Origin of the sequence: Mycobacterium sp. 852002-51961_SCH5331710, from assembly GCF_001665535.1 — a bacterium.
Taxonomy (GTDB): Bacteria; Actinomycetota; Actinomycetes; order Mycobacteriales; family Mycobacteriaceae; genus Mycobacterium.
Window position 1 is genome coordinate 1 of sequence record NZ_LZSQ01000084.1, and the last position, 15,212, is coordinate 15,212.

Annotated in this window: 13 protein-coding genes and 1 tRNA gene; 5 read left to right on the forward strand and 9 right to left on the reverse strand. The window is 68.6% G+C overall.

Annotated features, from left to right (window positions below; all coding sequences use genetic code 11):
* From A5752_RS13735 to fdh, 4 genes are all read right to left on the reverse strand, one after another.
* A partial coding sequence (locus A5752_RS13735; protein ID WP_353612296.1) for an IS30 family transposase occupies positions 1-860 on the reverse strand: 860 nt, incomplete at its 3' end.
* A 34-nt stretch (positions 861-894) separates the two neighbouring features.
* Positions 895-1,884, reverse strand: coding sequence for an NrfD/PsrC family molybdoenzyme membrane anchor subunit (nrfD, locus tag A5752_RS13740; RefSeq protein WP_067086195.1), 990 nt, complete (start codon positions 1,882-1,884; stop codon positions 895-897).
* Positions 1,884-2,786 carry a 4Fe-4S dicluster domain-containing protein gene (locus A5752_RS13745; RefSeq protein ID WP_067086200.1) on the reverse strand — a complete coding sequence of 301 codons (903 nt, stop codon included), beginning with the start codon at positions 2,784-2,786 and terminating at the stop codon, positions 1,884-1,886. The genes nrfD and A5752_RS13745 overlap by 1 nt, the downstream gene beginning before the upstream one ends.
* On the reverse strand, positions 2,783-6,034 hold the full coding sequence (fdh, locus tag A5752_RS13750) for a formate dehydrogenase (RefSeq protein WP_156613851.1): 3,252 nt from the start codon (positions 6,032-6,034) through the stop codon (positions 2,783-2,785). Before fdh ends, A5752_RS13745 begins: the two co-directional genes overlap by 4 nt.
* Before the next feature lie 203 nt (positions 6,035-6,237).
* Between fdh and A5752_RS13760 the strand changes: the two genes are divergently transcribed.
* The 3 genes from A5752_RS13760 (at position 6,238) to A5752_RS13770 (ending at position 9,138) form a co-directional block, all read left to right on the forward strand.
* The gene (locus A5752_RS13760; protein WP_067086402.1) at positions 6,238-7,077 is read left to right on the forward strand and encodes a glycoside hydrolase family 16 protein; all 840 of its coding nucleotides are present in this window, start codon (positions 6,238-6,240) and stop codon (positions 7,075-7,077) included.
* Positions 7,071-8,579 carry a glycosyltransferase family 39 protein gene (locus A5752_RS13765; protein ID WP_067086403.1) on the forward strand — a complete coding sequence of 503 codons (1,509 nt, stop codon included), beginning with the start codon at positions 7,071-7,073 and terminating at the stop codon, positions 8,577-8,579. The genes A5752_RS13760 and A5752_RS13765 overlap by 7 nt, the downstream gene beginning before the upstream one ends.
* Before the next feature lie 91 nt (positions 8,580-8,670).
* A complete protein-coding gene (locus tag A5752_RS13770) occupies positions 8,671-9,138 on the forward strand; it encodes a nuclear transport factor 2 family protein (protein ID WP_067086207.1) in 468 nt (155 codons plus the stop codon).
* A gap of 18 nt (positions 9,139-9,156) precedes the next feature.
* On the opposite strand, the gene A5752_RS13775 is transcribed toward A5752_RS13770, so the two are convergent.
* The 3 genes from A5752_RS13775 to selA all read right to left on the reverse strand — a co-directional run bounded on the left by A5752_RS13775 (position 9,157) and on the right by selA (position 12,808).
* The gene (locus tag A5752_RS13775; RefSeq protein ID WP_067086210.1) at positions 9,157-9,714 is read right to left on the reverse strand and encodes a hemerythrin domain-containing protein; all 558 of its coding nucleotides are present in this window, start codon (positions 9,712-9,714) and stop codon (positions 9,157-9,159) included.
* Positions 9,715-9,851: 137 nt separating this feature from the next.
* Complete coding sequence (locus tag A5752_RS13780) at positions 9,852-11,540, reverse strand: selenocysteine-specific translation elongation factor (RefSeq protein ID WP_067086213.1); 1,689 nt, start codon at positions 11,538-11,540, stop codon at positions 9,852-9,854.
* Entirely contained in the window at positions 11,528-12,808 is a 1,281-nt protein-coding gene (gene selA / locus A5752_RS13785) for an L-seryl-tRNA(Sec) selenium transferase (RefSeq protein ID WP_067086406.1), read from the reverse strand. The genes A5752_RS13780 and selA overlap by 13 nt, the downstream gene beginning before the upstream one ends.
* Positions 12,809-12,918: 110 nt before the next feature.
* Between selA and A5752_RS13790 the strand changes: the two genes are divergently transcribed.
* Positions 12,919-13,440 (forward strand): DUF488 domain-containing protein, encoded by a 522-nt coding sequence (locus tag A5752_RS13790; RefSeq protein ID WP_067086216.1) that lies wholly within the window; start codon positions 12,919-12,921, stop codon positions 13,438-13,440.
* A 13-nt stretch (positions 13,441-13,453) separates the two neighbouring features.
* Here the strand turns inward: A5752_RS13790 and A5752_RS13795 are convergent.
* Positions 13,454-13,548, reverse strand: a tRNA-Sec gene (locus A5752_RS13795).
* Positions 13,549-13,599: 51 nt separating this feature from the next.
* Here A5752_RS13795 and selD point away from each other — a divergent pair.
* A complete protein-coding gene (gene selD / locus A5752_RS13800) occupies positions 13,600-14,592 on the forward strand; it encodes a selenide, water dikinase SelD (RefSeq protein ID WP_067086408.1) in 993 nt (330 codons plus the stop codon).
* 3 nt (positions 14,593-14,595) lie between these two features.
* Here selD and A5752_RS13805 read toward each other — a convergent pair whose 3' ends face one another.
* A complete protein-coding gene (locus tag A5752_RS13805; protein ID WP_067086219.1) occupies positions 14,596-15,072 on the reverse strand; it encodes a DUF5994 family protein in 477 nt (158 codons plus the stop codon).
* Between the last annotated feature and the right edge of the window lie 140 nt (positions 15,073-15,212).

Genomic DNA, 15,212 nt, shown 5'->3' on the forward strand with positions numbered 1-15,212 from the left:
TGCAGCAGCATGACGAACCTCGTCGTGCGTTCCACAAGAGTGCCGATCGCCGAGCCCGACGCCGTGCTGCCCAGGATGAGGTCGCCCTCCCAATGCCCGGGCACGGCGCGGTCGGCGGCTTCAGGCGGTCGCTGGCTGATGTTGACCATGTCGCGCAGCCGCCCACGGCGTTCCTCGGGGCGGCGCCGCGGCTTACGCAGCGCCCGCCCAGTACGCAGGCAGGTATGCAACTCGCGACGCAGATTGCCTTTGCCCTGAACATAAATCGCTTGGTAGATCATCTCGTGGGACACCCGCATCTCGGCATCATCGGCAAAGTCCAGCCGCAACCGACGTGAGATCTGGGCGGGACTGTGCTGCTCATCCAACCGAGCCTGCACCTCATCATGCAACCGCGTGTTGGTGGCCAACTTGCCCGGCGCCGAGCGGCGTGCCCGGTCGTGGGCTCGTACATGGGCGGTATGGGCCCGATATCGCGGCACGCACTCCCAACCACCACGCCACGGCGCCCCGAACCGATGCCGCGCCCGATACCGACCACCACCGACACTGGCATTGCGCTCAATCTCACGCATCACCGTGCTGGGATGGCGGCCCAGCCGACGTGCGATGAAACGAATCGACTCCTGACGAGCCACCCCGTCTTGAATCTCCTCACGCTCTTCAAGCGTCAAACGGGGTCGCGCTCGGCTAGCGGACACATCACTGAATCGTGGCTTCACACCACCAGCGTCAGCAAACCACCCCCACGCAGTGTGCTTCGACACGCCCACCGCTTCCCCGGCGGCAAAAGGCGAAACCCCTTCGGCGATCAACGCCCAGAACCGACGACCCACAAACGGATACCGCGGAACTCTCATACAACCCCTCAACTAGAGGCTGTTGCATCAAGCACTAGAAATCGCCCGCGTTTTCGGGCAGGTTTGCGTCTGCTCGCGGGGAAGAGTCTCGCCGGGAAGAGTTGAGGCGCTCGCGTTGCGGGACCACGACGTACTTCGGGTCCTGCGTCGACGCGACGCCGGCCTCGAACACCCCGAACCGCTGCAGTGCGCTGCCGACGAGCAGGGCCGCCCCGGACGCGACCATCGTCGTGCGGTTGCGCCCGAGCGCCGCGCCGACGGCCCCGCCGACGGTCAGCACCTCCGACAGTTGGCGCAAACGGTGTGGCCGTCCGGTCGTGTACGCCTCGCCCTCGACGCCCAGCCGCCGCTCCATCGTCCGCGACGCCGCGACCTCCATCCCCGCGCCCAGGACAGCCATTCGTCGGGCTGGACCGCTCTCGCCGTAGGGCGCCAACATCATCCCCAAGCCCGCCCCGCTGGCCGCTGCCGAACCCGTGAACACGAACGGCAGATACGGGTGCGCCTCTCGCCAGGCCGGAACCGCCGTCTGCGACAACAGAACTGCCGTATACGACGCCACCCCCGGCGCCGTCCCCGCCGCCCAGAGCCCGGCGGGTCGCGCCACCCAGTCGACCAGCCGGCCCAGCACCGTGCGGCGCAGCCGCCGCGGCATCAGCTCCGCCACCGCGATCACGCCCGAGCCCGGGCCGTACGCGGAGAGGATCCAGGTGCCCATGCTCATCGGCGAGCTCGGCTTGGCCACCCGCAGCATGTGGTGGAACCGCTCCGGCCGGCCGAGGTCGGCGATCAGGAAGTACAGGCTCGCCAAAATGCTGACCAGCGAACCGATTCGGGTCACTTTGCGCAGCTGCGTGCGTCCCGTCAGGTCGGCGCCGGCCGCCAGCATCGCCGACCCCGCGGAGAGCCCGCCGCAGAACAGATACGCCGCGATCATCCAGTTCCACACCGGACTCTTGAGAATCTGCTTGCCGTAGTACGACCAGAACTCGGCCTTCGGCACGTTGAGTTGCTCGCGGGGCATCAGCGCCGCCTGCCCAGGAACGACGACATCGCGATGCCGATCATCGCCGAGGCGGCCATACCCGCATAGCGCCACATCGCCCCGGCATCGCGGGTCGGCACCACCGGATCGGGCGGCAACCCGTACACCTCCGGCTCGTCGAGCAGCAGGAAGAACGCACCGTCGCCGCCGACACCGTCGTTCGGGTCTTCGCCGTACAGCCGCGCCTCGGTGATACCGCGTTCGTGTAACTCGTTGACGCGCAACGCGGCTCGCTCGCGCAGCTCGTCGAGGACGCCGAACTGTATGGAGTCCGTCGGGCACGCCTTCGCGCAAGCCGGTTCGAGCCCGTCGCGCAAGCGGTCGTAGCACAGCGTGCACTTCCACGCCCGACCGTCACCCTCACGCCGCTCGATCACTCCGTACGGGCATCCCGACACGCAGTAGCCGCAGCCGTTGCAGATGTCCTGCTGCACAACGACGGTCCCGAACTCGGTGCGAAACAGCGCGCCTGTCGGGCACACGTCCAGGCAGCCGGCGTGGGTGCAGTGCTTGCAGACGTCGCTGCTCATCAACCAGCGGAAGTCCTGACGGGTCTCGGCGCCCATCGTGTCGCCCGGCCGCTCGAAGCCCGGCATGCCGAGGTCGACGCGTTCCCGAGACGGCTGCTCGATGAACGCCACATGGCGCCACGAATTCGCGCCCAGTTCGCCAGTGTTGTCGAACGACATGCCCAGCAGGTTGAACCCGTCCCCGTCCCCAGAAATGGGAACCTCGTTCCACTCTTTGCACGCGACCTCACATGCCTTGCAGCCGATGCACACCGACGTGTCGGTGAAAAAGCCCATCCGCGGCGGGTGTTCGCCGTATCCCGCGTCGGCGGCCACATCGTCGAGCGGACCGTAGAAACTGTTGTTGCTCATGGCGTCTCCTCGGTGTGATCGGCCGACGCCCCGGTCGTTTCCAGGTTGGTGCCCGTCTCGGGGGTGATGCGCGCCCGCTCGCGGTACATCGCGATGTACTGCAACAGCGCCGCACCCCTGGGCCGGCGTCCCGGCTGGATGTCGCACGTCGCGACCTTGCTCTCCTGGATGAACACGTTCGGATCTGCCACCACGCCGAGCAGGTCGTTGACGACGTCACCGTCGATCAACCCGACGTTGCCCCAGTGGTACGGCATCCACACCTGGTGCACCACCCGGTCCTCGACGCGCAGCGGCCGCATCCGGTCCGTCACGAACACCCGCGCGTCGACAGCCGACCGGCTGGTCACCACGTGCGCCCAATCCATGTGCGTCAGACCGCGTTCGGCGGCCAGCGCCGGCGACACCTCGACGAACAGCCCCGGTTGCAGCTCGCTGAGGTACGGCAGCTGACGGCTCATGCCGCCGGCGGTGTGGTGTTCGGTCAGCCGGGCCGCGGTGAAGACGAACGGGAACACCTCGCCGTGCAACTCGGGCGGCGATGGGTTCGACGGGTTGTCCGCACGCCCGTACACCTTGCGCGCCGGATTGCCCTGCTGTTTGTACAACGCGTTGGCCATCGGCGACTCGTGCGGTTCGTAATGCGTCGGCAGCGGCCCGTCGCGCACACCGTTGGGCGCGAACAGCCACGCCTTGCCGTCGGCCTGCATGACGAACGCGTCGTCGCCGCGCAGCGCCTCGACACCGACTGCGTCCGAGGGTGGTTCGTAGTCCGGCGGTTTGGTCTTCTCGAAGTCGGGGACGTCATAACCCGTCCACTCCCCCTTCTCGGCGTCCCACCAGATGAGCTTCTTGCGCTCGCTCCACGGCCTGCCCTGCGGGTCGGCCGAGGCGCGGTTGTAGAGCACGCGCCGGTTCATCGGCCACACCCAGCCCCACTGGGCGTCGTCGTGCGGTTCACGCCGCGCGGCCTGGTTGACCTCGTCGGCGTATACGCCGCTGTAGATCCAACAGCCGCACATCGTGGAGCCGTCGGCCTTCAGCGACAGGTAGTTGTCGACGGCGCGGCCCGTGGTCAGGTCCACGCCGCTGATGCGTCGCAGCACGTCGTCGGCCAACGGCTCGTCACCGTCCATCCGGTAGTCCCACGACAGGTCCAGCAGCGGACGGTCGCGTTCGTCCGTTGAGCCGGAGAGCTTTTCGCGCAGGATGCGGCCGAGGTGGTAGAAGAACCACAGCTCGGAGCGGGCGTCGCCGGGCGGCTCGACCGCTTGTTCGCGCCACTGCAGCTTGCGCTGGGTCTGGGTGAACGTGCCGGACTTCTCGACGTGTGAGGCGGCCGGAAACAGGAACACCTCGGTGCGACACGTCTCTGGGCTGATCTCCCCGGTTTCGATCTCCGGGGCCGACTTCCAGAACGTCGCGCTCTCTATTTCGACGAGGTCGCGCACCACCAGCCAGTCGAGGTTGGCCATGCCGAGGCGTTGCAGGCGACCGTGTGCCGATCCGACGGCGGGATTCTGGCCGAGCAGGAAGTAGCCGAACACCTTGCCGTCGACCATGTCCATCACCGTGCGGTAGGTGCCGTGGTCGCCGTTGATGCGGGGCATGTAGTCGAAGCAGAAGTCGTTGTCGGCGGTAGCGTGTTCGCCCCAGTACTCCTTGAGCAGCGACACCATGTAGGCATCGGCGTTGCGCCAGAAGCCTTTCTGGTTTTGGCTCTTGATGTCGTCGAGGTAGTCGGCCAGCGTCTCCTGACCGGCGTGCGGCATGGCGAGGTAACCGGGCAGCAGGTTGAACAGCGTCGGCACGTCGGTCGAACCCTGGATACTGGCGTGCCCGCGCAGGGCGAACACGCCTCCCCCGGGGCGGCCGATGTTGCCGAGCAACAGTTGGATGATCGCGCCGGCGCGGATGAACTGCGCGCCCATCGTGTGCTGGGTCCACCCGACGCTGTAGACCAGGGCGGCGGTGCGTTCGCGCCCGGAGTTCTCGGTCCACGCCCGGGCGATGTCGAGGAAGTCGTCGCGGGCAACACCGCATACCCGTTCCACCATCTCCGGCGTGTAGCGGGCGTAATGCCGTTTGAGGATCTGGTAGACGCAGCGCGGATGCTGCAGTGTCGGGTCGCTCGGGATCTGGCCCGCCCCGCCCTCGACCGGCGGTCCGCCGGAACCACTTTCATCGGCCGACGCGTGCTCTTTGGCCTCGGAGCCCCCGCTCTCGGGATCGGTGCTTTCGTACTGCCACGTCGACGGGTCGTAGGAGGCGGATTCGTCGTCGTAGCCGGAGAACAGGCCGTCGAGGTCCTCGGCGTCCTGGAATCTCTCGTCGACGATGAACGCGGCGTTGGTGTAGGCGGTGACGTACTCGCGGAAGTCGAGGTCGTTGCTCAGGATGTAGTTGATGACGCCGCCGAGGAACGCGATGTCACTGCCGGCCCGCAGCGTGAGATGCCGATCGGCCAGCGCACTGGTGCGGGTGAACCGCGGGTCGATGTGGACGACCTTGGCTCCGCGCGCCTTGGCCTCGACCACCCACTGGAAGCCGACCGGATGGGCTTCGGCCATGTTCGAACCCATGATCACGATGAAGTCCGCGTTGGCGAGGTCTTGCTGATAGTCCGTCGCCCCGCCGCGACCGAAGGAGGCTCCCAGACCGGGAACCGTGGCGCTGTGTCAAATACGCGCCTGGTTCTCGATCTGTAGGGCGCCCAAGGCGGTGAAAAGCTTTTTGATCAGGTAGTTCTCTTCATTGTCCAGCGTCGCGCCGCCCAGGCTCGCGATGGCCATGGTGCGGCGCAGCGTGTTGCGGTCCGCGTCGAACTGCTGCCAGCCCTTCTCCCGCGCGTCGAGGACTCGGTCGGCGACCATGTCCATCGCGGTGTCGAGATCGATCTCCTGCCAGTCGGTGGCGTACGGCGGGCGGTAGCGCACCTTGGTCAACCGCTGCGGGCCGGTGACGAGCTGCTTGCTCGCAGACCCCTTGGGACACAGGCGGCCTCGCGAGATCGGGCTGTCGGGGTTGCCCTCGATCTGGATGACCTTCTCGTCTTTGACGTACACCTTCTGCGCACAGCCGACCGCGCAGTACGGGCACACGGAGTGCGCGACCCGGTCGGCTTCGGTGGTGCGCGGCGTCAGCGTCGATGAGCGCTTGGACTGGGCGGCCTGGCCGCGTCCCAGCCGGTCCTCGCCCGTGAGCTGCCGGTACACCGGCCACGACTGGAACAACCCCTTGAGGTCCACAGTGCCTCCTTACCCGACGTGCCTCCCATCAAACCGTGAACACGGGCCTGTTGCCACGAAGCGGACTTATGTCGGCGTTGCGGCTCGTCAGGAGTGGTTTGCTGCAATCGCACGCCGCCACCGGATGACCGCCGTTCGCGCCACGGTGGTCGGAACCCGACGCGATCAAGGTGCGCACCCTCTATGGTGCAGCTGTGGCCGAAATCGACCGTCGCACCCTGATGATGATGACCGGAGTCGCCGCGCTCGGCGCGGCCCTACCCGCGCCGCTGGCGAACGCCTCGCCGCAGCAGCCGGCACCGGCGCAGCCGCCGCCCGATGCGGCCTCCGGCGGCTACCTCTTCCAGGACGAATTCGATGGTCCGGCCGGTTCGGCGCCCGACCCGTCGAAGTGGCTCGTTCAGAACTGGCAGGACGACGTTTGGCCCCCGGTAGTGGGGATTTACCGCGACGACCGCCGCAATGTGTTCGTCGACGGCAACTCCAACCTCGTGCTGTGCGCCACCCATGAAGGCGACCAGTACTTCAGCGGCAAGGTGCTCAGCCACTTCCGCGGCCAGATCGGCACGACGTGGGAAGCGCGCATCAAGCTCGATTGCATGCACCCCGGTCTCTGGCCGGCGTACTGGCTGCTGAACCAGGATCCGCTACCCGACGGTGAGATCGACATCGTCGAGTACTACGGCAACGAGTCGTGGCCGCCCGGAACCACCGTCCACGCCGCCTCGAACGGCAAGACCTGGGAGGGCATGTCGATTCCGCAGTTGGTGGATCCCGCATGGCACACCTGGCGCACCGAGTGGAGCGAGGACGGGTTCCGCTTCTGGCGCGACTACACCGACGGCGCCAAGCCGTACTTCACCGTTCCGGCCAAGCCGATTCCGGTTCACGGCCGGCCCGACGACCTGCGATGGCCGTTCGGGATCCCCGGCTACTGGTTGCAGGCGATCTTCAACTTGGCGGTCGGTGGTTCGGGTGGCGGCGACCCGCGTCGGGCGCCCTATCCGTCGGTCATGCTCGTCGACTGGATCCGCGTCTGGTAGACCGCGGGCGGTCCCTGTGGCTCGGACCGCTGCTCGTCGGCATCCTCGGCGCCGCGGTGAGCCTCACGGGCGCCGGGCGCCCGTCGTTCTGGTACGACGAGGCCGCGACGATCTCGGCGTCTTACAGCCGCCCCCTGGTTGCGCTGTGGCAGATGCTCGGCGACGTCGACGCCGTGCACGGCCTGTACTACGTGCTGATGCACGGCTGGTTCACCATCGCGCCGCCGACGGAGTTCTGGTCGCGGGTGCCCAGCGGTCTGGCCGTCGGCGTGGCCGCGGCGGGTGTCGTGGTGCTGGGGCGGCAGTTGTCGTCGGGCGGGGTCGGGCTGACGGCCGGCGTCCTGTGCGCGATCCTGCCCCGCGCGACGTGGGCGGGTATCGAGGCACGACCGTACGCGCTGACGATGGTGCTCGCGGTGTGGCTGACCGTGGTGTTGGTGCGGGCCGCGGGGCGCGAATCACGTTGGGCATGGACGGTATACGGTGCTCTGCTGGCCGTGTCGATTCTGTTCGACGTCTACCTGACGCTCCTGGTCCCCGCACACGCGGTCTTCGTGCTGGCCTTCCGGCGACGACGCGCGGTGGTGCTGCCGTTTGCGATCGCCGCGGGCGTGGGCGTCGCGGTGATGGCGCCGTTCGTCAAGGTGGTCGCGGGGCAGGCACAGCAGATCAGCTGGATCACGCCGATCGGCACGCGCACGTTCGAAGACGTTGCCGTCCAACAGTATTTCGATCGCAATCCGTACTTCGCGGCGTTGGCGGCGGTGGTGTTGCTGGCGGCCCTCGCGGTGTGGATCTTCGCCAGGCGACCGAGTGTCGGGGACCGCGAAGCGGCCGTGCTGGCGGTCGCCTGGCTGGTCATTCCGACGGCGTTGATCGTCGCGTACTCGGCTGTGCGCGAACCGCTCTACACGCCGCGGTATCTGTGCTTCACCGCGCCCGCGATGGCGCTGCTGCTGGGCGTCTGCATCATGGTGGTGGCGCGTCGGGCGTGGGTGGCGGCAGTTGTCGTGGCGGTGTTCGCGCTCGTCGCGGCGCCCACTTTCATTGCGGTGCAACGCGGCCCGTATGCGAAATACGACATGGACTACAGCCAGGTGGCCGACCTGATCAGCGCCAAGGCCGCTGCGGGTGACTGCCTGTTGGTCAACGACACCGTCACCTTCCACCCGGCCCCGATGCGGCCGCTGATGGCGGCGCGTCCCGACGCCTACCTCGGTCTGGTCGACGTCAGCCTGTGGCAGCGCGCCGTGGACCGCCGCAACGTGTTCGACACGAACCTGATTCCGGAGGCGTCGGTCGGGCCGCTCGAACACTGCGCCGTCGTCTGGATCATCACGCAGGCCGATCCGAACGCCCCGGAACACGAAGAGGGCGTGGCGATCCCGCCGGGGCCTTTGTTCGGCGGGACGCGTGCCTTCGGAGTCAGCCACGACATGGGCTTCCGACTGGTCGAGCGGTGGCAGTTCAGCCTGGCGCAGGTGATCAAATCGGAGCGCTGAATAAAAGCGCCGAGCGTACGGTTCTGTACGTAAAGCCCCTGGACGGGGTGGAAGAAACCGTACGCTCGACGGGCTTCGGGAAGGACCTGCAATGAGTTCACCACTGGTGCCGCCGTTCACTCACGACTCGGCCGTGGCCAAAGTTCGTGCCGCGGAGGACAACTGGAACACGCGCGATCCTGATCGCGTGGCGCTGGGATACACGCCGGACAGTTGGTGGCGCAACCGGTCGACGTTCATCAAGGGCCGCGAGCAGATCATCGAGTTTCTGACCGGCAAGTGGCACCAGGAGCTCGAGTATCGGCTGATCAAGGAGCTCTGGGCCTACGGCGACGACCGCATCGCCGTCCGGTTCGCCTACGAGTACCACGATGGCGAGGGGCGATGGTTCCGCGCGTACGGCAACGAGAACTGGGAGTTCGCCGCCGACGGGCTCATGAAGACGCGTCACGCCAGCATCAACGACGTGCCGATCAGCGAGGAACAGCGGCTGTACCACTGGGACCGGTCCGGCCCGCGACCGGCCGACCATCCCGGTCTCAGCGATTTAGGCCTGTGAGCAGGTGCGGGCCGCCGGTTAGTTCCGACCCGACAACGCGTCGCGCAGCCGGTCCACGAGTCCGGCGCCAGGTGCCAGGATCCGGTTGGCCGGAGGGTGGTCCGGCGCCATCGGATGCGGGCGCGTCGGTGCCATCTTCTTGGCGCGGTGGAACTTCTCGCTGAGATCACGAAGCTGATCCGATGTCGCCGCGATCCGCATCTTGGACAACAGATCGTTCTCCTCGTCCTCGATGTGGTGGCGGATGTCGGCGATCAGCTTGCGCACGAGTTCGTCGTACTTGGGGTCCTCGGCGCCGACCTTCTCGATCTCCTTCATGATCTCTTCGGCCTCGGAGTGCTCTTCGATCTCGTGGCTGACCATCTCGTCGCCGTTGGGCACCGTCTCCCGTGCCGCCGCGTAGACGTACTCCTCCTCGGCGACCGCATGCCTGACGATCCCGGCGATCACATGCTCAACCAGTTCGGGCTGGCTGTGCGGGTCGCCTGCGGATTCGATCTCGGTGAAGACGCTTTCGAATTCGCGGTGGTCGGCGATGATGTCGTCGACGATGTTGCCTGTCTTGATGTCGGCCATGGTCGCTCCTTCCGTACCCGCGCGGCGTACCCGGGCGTCGGGAGACCAAACGCTCACCAGGGCCGAGCGCTCAGTTATGTACAGATTTCGCGGCCTAGACGTACAAGGGTGAGCGCTCGCGGGGGTAGGGGCAGGGGTTACAGCAGCGTGCGGGTGCCGCCGGCGGCGCGGCGGGTGACCTTTCCTGCGTCAAGGCGCTCGAGCAACGGCACCGCGACCCGTCGGGTGGTGTTGAGCGCGCGCTTGGCCTCGGCGACGGTGAACGGTTGCGGCAGCGTCGCGAGTACCTCGGCTGCGCGGTCGACGGCATCGGGCCCGAGGACCACGCCGTCGGCGATCCGGCTCAGCCGGCCAGAGCGGACCGCCGCAGCGAGTTCGCGTGGTCCCAGGTTCAAGTCGGCGAGTTCGTCGGCCTCCGGTGCGCGAAACGGCTCGGCCGCCAACCACTCCTCGACAGTGCGCACGGCCTTGTCGACGCGCGCGGGCAACTCGGCGTCCGGTCGTCGCACGACGCCGTCGACCACCTGGAGCCCGGTGCCGTCCAACAGCGAGAGCAGCAGCTCCGCGGCGGGCAGGCCGGCCTGTTGCCGTAGGACCTCCAGCGGCATCCCGGCCGCGACGTCGTGTCCGGCCGTCCAGTCGTCGAGCGCCGCGGTCATCTGTCGCCGGCGCTGAGCCCACCACTCGTCGTCGACCGCCCAGTCGCCGACGCGTGTGCCGTCGGCGTCGAAACCCATGGCGCGCAGTTCGGTTACGCGCGCGCACGGTGGCGGGCGGACGCGTCCTGTCGCCAATTCGTCGCCACGCTCGCGGGCCGCCCCGCGACGCCGCAGCGCCGGCGGCCGCACATCGAGCACCTCGATGCCGGCCGCGATGCGATGTTCGCCGGGGTCGCGCAGCAGCCCGATGTCGCCGATCCGCAGCGGCAGCGGTCGCGGCAACCGAAGTCGCGCGCCTTTCGCTCCGAGCGGTCGCACGTGCACCGGCACCGCCGCCGATCCGATGTGGAGCACCAGTTGTCGGTGTAGTTCACCGGATTCCCGTAGCAGAACGTCGATTTCGGTGGTGTCGAGCCACGCGCCCGGCGTACGGATGGTGTCCCCCCGAGCGATCTGATGGCGGTCGACGCCGCGCAGGTTCACCGCCACCCGCGCGATGGCCCCGACCTCGCGACGGTCCCGGCCCAGCGACTGCAGGCCCCGGATCGTGACCCGTTGACCGCCGTGCTCGAGCTCGTCGCCCACGCGCAGCGTGCCCGCCGCCAGCGTCCCCGTCACCACGGTTCCCACGCCGCGGACGGTGAACGACCGGTCCACCCACAACCGCACATCGGCGTCCAGCGCGGGCGCAGGCAATCCGTCGACAAGCGAAACCACTGCCGCGCGAACGGCTTCGAGGTCGGTCCCAATCACCACCGGCGCGTCGGGGAGCCGCTCGCGGACCTGCCCGAGAGCAGCCGCGGGGTCGGCGATATCGGCCTTGCTGATCACCACCAACAGGTGTCGCACCCCGAGCGCCCGCAGCGCGTCGAGGTGTTCGTCGGACTGGGGCATCCATCCCTCGGTCGCGGCGACGACGAACATCACTGGGCTTTCTTGGGGCATCGGCCCACATCCAGCCAGCATGTTCGCGACGAACCGCTCGTGACCCGGCACGTCGACGAACGCGACCTCGCGGCCGTCGAGCGTCGTCCATGCGAACCCGAGATCGATGGTCAGGCCGCGGCGCTGCTCCTCGGCCAGCCGGTCGGGCCACATGCCGGTGAGGCGCTCAACGAGCGTGGACTTGCCGTGGTCGACGTGGCCCGCGGTCGCTACGACGTACACGCCAGCACCGCCTGGGCGAGCAGGCCGTCGTCGTCAGGAGCCACCGTCCGCAGGTCCAGCAGGCAACGGCCGCCCTCCAGCCGCCCGACCACCGCGGGCGCACCGGTGCGCAACGACGCGGCGTAGGACTCCGGCAGGCTGACCGCGGCGCTGGGCAACGCGACGTCCGGTGCGCCCCCACCGCCGACGGCGGCGGTGCAGTCGACGGCCTCGGCATCCGGCAGCTGGGCGGCCAGCTTCTGCGCGCGGGCCCGCAGATCGGCGACGTCGGCGTCGAGCGCCTGCATCACCGGCGGAGGCGGGCCGACCAGCGTCGCCTCCAGCGCGGCGAGGGTCAGCTTGTCGACCCGCAGCGCCCGCGCCGCCGGATGGCGCCGCAGCCGTTCGATCAGCTCGGCCGCGCCGAACAGCAGACCCGCCTGGGGACCGCCGAGCAGCTTGTCGCCGCTCGCGGTGACGAGATCGGCGCCGTCGCGCAGCATCGTCGTCGCGTCGGGCTCGTCGGGCAGCAGCGGGTGTGGGGTGAGCAGGCCGGAGCCGATGTCGGCGACGACGGGAACGTCGAGATTGGCGAGCTCGGGCACCTCGACCGTCGAGGTGAACCCGCTGACCGAGTAGTTCGACGGGTGCACCTTGAGAATGAAGCCGGTGTCGGGCCCGAGCGCGTCGGCGTAGTCGCGCAGGTGGGTGCGGTTGGTGGTGCCGACCTCGCGGATGCGCGAGCCGGTCGACTCCATCAACTCGGGCAGCCGGAAGCCGTCGCCGATCTCGATCAGCTCACCACGGCTGACGATGATCTCCTTGCCGGGCGCCAACGTCATCGCGGTGAGCAGCAGCGCGGCGGCGTTGTTGTTGACGACGTGCACGCCTCCGGCGGTCGGGACGGCCCGGGCCAACGCGGCCAGCGCACCGCGGCCGCGCCGCGCCCGTCGGCCGGTCTCGAGGTCGAATTCCACGTCGGTGGCGCCGCTGGCGGTGACAACCGCGTCGACCGCCGCCCGCGACAACGGCGCCCGCCCCAGGTTGGTGTGCACGACGACCCCGGTGGCGTTGATGACCGGCCGCAGGGTGGCCGCGCTCGTCGGCAGCGAGGCGACCGCGTCGTCAGCCACCCGCTCCGGCTCGATCTCACCGGCGCGCGCCCGCTGCTGCGACTGTCCCACAACGGTTTTCACCAGCGTCCGGCCCAGCACTCGCGATGCTTCGGCCAGGCGCGGGTCGGCGAGCAGCGCGTCGGTGCGTGGCACCCGTCGCCGTGGATCGGTCACCGTCGCCCCTGTGATTTGTGTGCGCAGTGTTGCGACCAGCGCAACAAACCGCACACAACTCGCATGCAGCCATCATGGCGCAACGGCGTCGATCGGGTACACACGGTGGTGTGTTGACGTCGGTGGGCCACGGTGCGCTCGACAGGTCGGAGCTCGTCCGACTGCTGGGCGGGGCCGAGGTCGAGGCGCTCGTCGACATCCGTCGCTACCCGAACAGCCGGCACAACCTCGACGTGGCGACCGCCGCGATCACCGAGTGGGCCGCAGACGCCGGGCTGGCCTACCGCTGGGAGCAGCGGCTGGGCGGACGGCGCAGCCTGCCCGCCGGCGCCGAGCCCGAGGACTCGTGGTGGCGCGTCAAGCAGTTCGCCGCGTACGCCGCATACACGCGCACCGACGAGTTCGGAGACGCGCTGGGCGAGCTGGTGGAGCAGTCACAGGACCGGCACACCGCGATGATGTGCAGCGAGTCGGTGTGGTGGCGCTGCCACCGACGCATCGTGGCCGACGTGGCGGTGCTGCGGTTCGAGGTGCCGGTCGCTCATCTCATGCACGACGGCCGTCTCGTACCGCACACGCCGTCGGAGGGCGCGCGAATCCGCGACGACGGGCTCGTGGTGTGGGACGGCTGATCAGCTCCGAAGGTGGCGGAGGCGGACGGGAATCGAACCCGCCAGCGACAGAATCTGCCGCTCAGCGATTTTGAAGACCGCGCCGGTCACCAGACCGGATACGCCTCCCTGACCCACCGCACGATCATGCCAGGCAGCATGGAGGCTGTGACGGAGCAGATGACCTACCGACTGACCCAGTACGCGCACGGCGGCGGCTGCGCGTGCAAGATCCCGCCCGGTGAACTCGAGGACGCGGTGCGTGGCCTGACGGGCGCGGCGCCGCGCGATCCGGTCGGTGAACTGCTGGTGGGCCTCGACGACGGCGACGATGCGGCCGCGGTACGCATCGACGGGGACGTGGCGTTGATCGCGACGACGGACTTCTTCACCCCGGTCGTCGACGACCCGTACGACTGGGGCCGGATCGCGGCGACCAACGCGCTGTCGGACGTGTACGCGATGGGCGGGCGGCCGGTCGTCGCGCTGAACCTGCTGGGCTGGCCGCGCGAGGTGCTGCCGTTCGAGTTGGTCGGCGAGGTGTTGCGGGGCGGGCTGGACGTGTGCGGGGCCGCGGGTTGTCACCTGGCCGGCGGGCACAGCGTCGACGACCCCGAGCCGAAGTACGGGCTGGCCGTCACGGGTATCGCCGATCCGAATCGGTTGCTGCGCAACGACGCAGGCAAACCCGGTGTTCCGTTGTCGTTGACGAAGCCGCTTGGCGTCGGGGTGCTCAACAGCCGGCACAAGAACACGGGCGAACGGTTCCCGGAGGCGATCGCGGTGATGACGACGCTCAACGCCGACGCCGCACGGGCCGCCGTCGATTCCGGTGCCGAATGCGCCACCGACGTAACGGGTTTCGGGCTTCTCGGGCACCTGCACAAGTTGGCCCGCGCCAGCGGCGTGACCGCGGTGATCGACAGTGCGGCGGTGCCATACATCGGCGGCGCGCGAGATGCGTTGGCGCAGGGCTATGTCAGCGGTGGCACGCGGCGCAACCTCGAGTGGGTGGCACCGCACGTCGACCTGAGCGCGGTCGACAAAGACGAGGCGCTGCTGCTGGCGGATGCGCAGACGTCGGGCGGATTGCTGGTCGCCGGGGAGATACCGGGGGCGCCGATAATCGGCGAACTGGTGCCGCGGGGTGAGCACACGATCGTCGTGCGCTAAGGCCTATACGCGGGCGGCCCACGCCGCGCTGTCGGACTGCGCGTCGCGGATGACGGTGCCGGCGGCTTCGAGCCACTGGTGGCATTCCGGCGAACCGTCGCCCGGCCTGCCGACCGCGCACCGCATGACCATCGCGCCGAGCGCGGGTGTCGTCATATGCGGTATCACAAGGAGTTTCGCCGACGCTGAGCGTCCAACGACGACCATCAGGCGATGTGCGCGGCGGGGTCCGGGATTCTTGGTTCGAGTGCTCGACAGGATCGAGTTGAAGTCCAGCGTGCCGTCGGTGGCCGCCCAGTTCACTCGGAGGTCGATGACCTCGCCGAGTGTCTTGTGCAGCGTCTCGATCAGCTCGGGCAGTTCACCGGCGACCGAGCCCGTGTGGGGCCACCAGGCACCGTCGATATCGGAGCCGAGCTGCGATGCGAGCACGAGGCGGACCGGCCGGGCCAGCCGGCGCGTGCCCGTCAGGCCGTTCACGACGACGGGTTGGACGAACCGCGATCGGGGCGGTCGGAGAACACAGGATTGGTGACGGGCTCGGTGGAGCGGTCGTGGTTCGAGACGAACTCAGGCTCCTGAGGGTGTGAGAACAGGTCGTTCGACTGCATAGAGCAAGT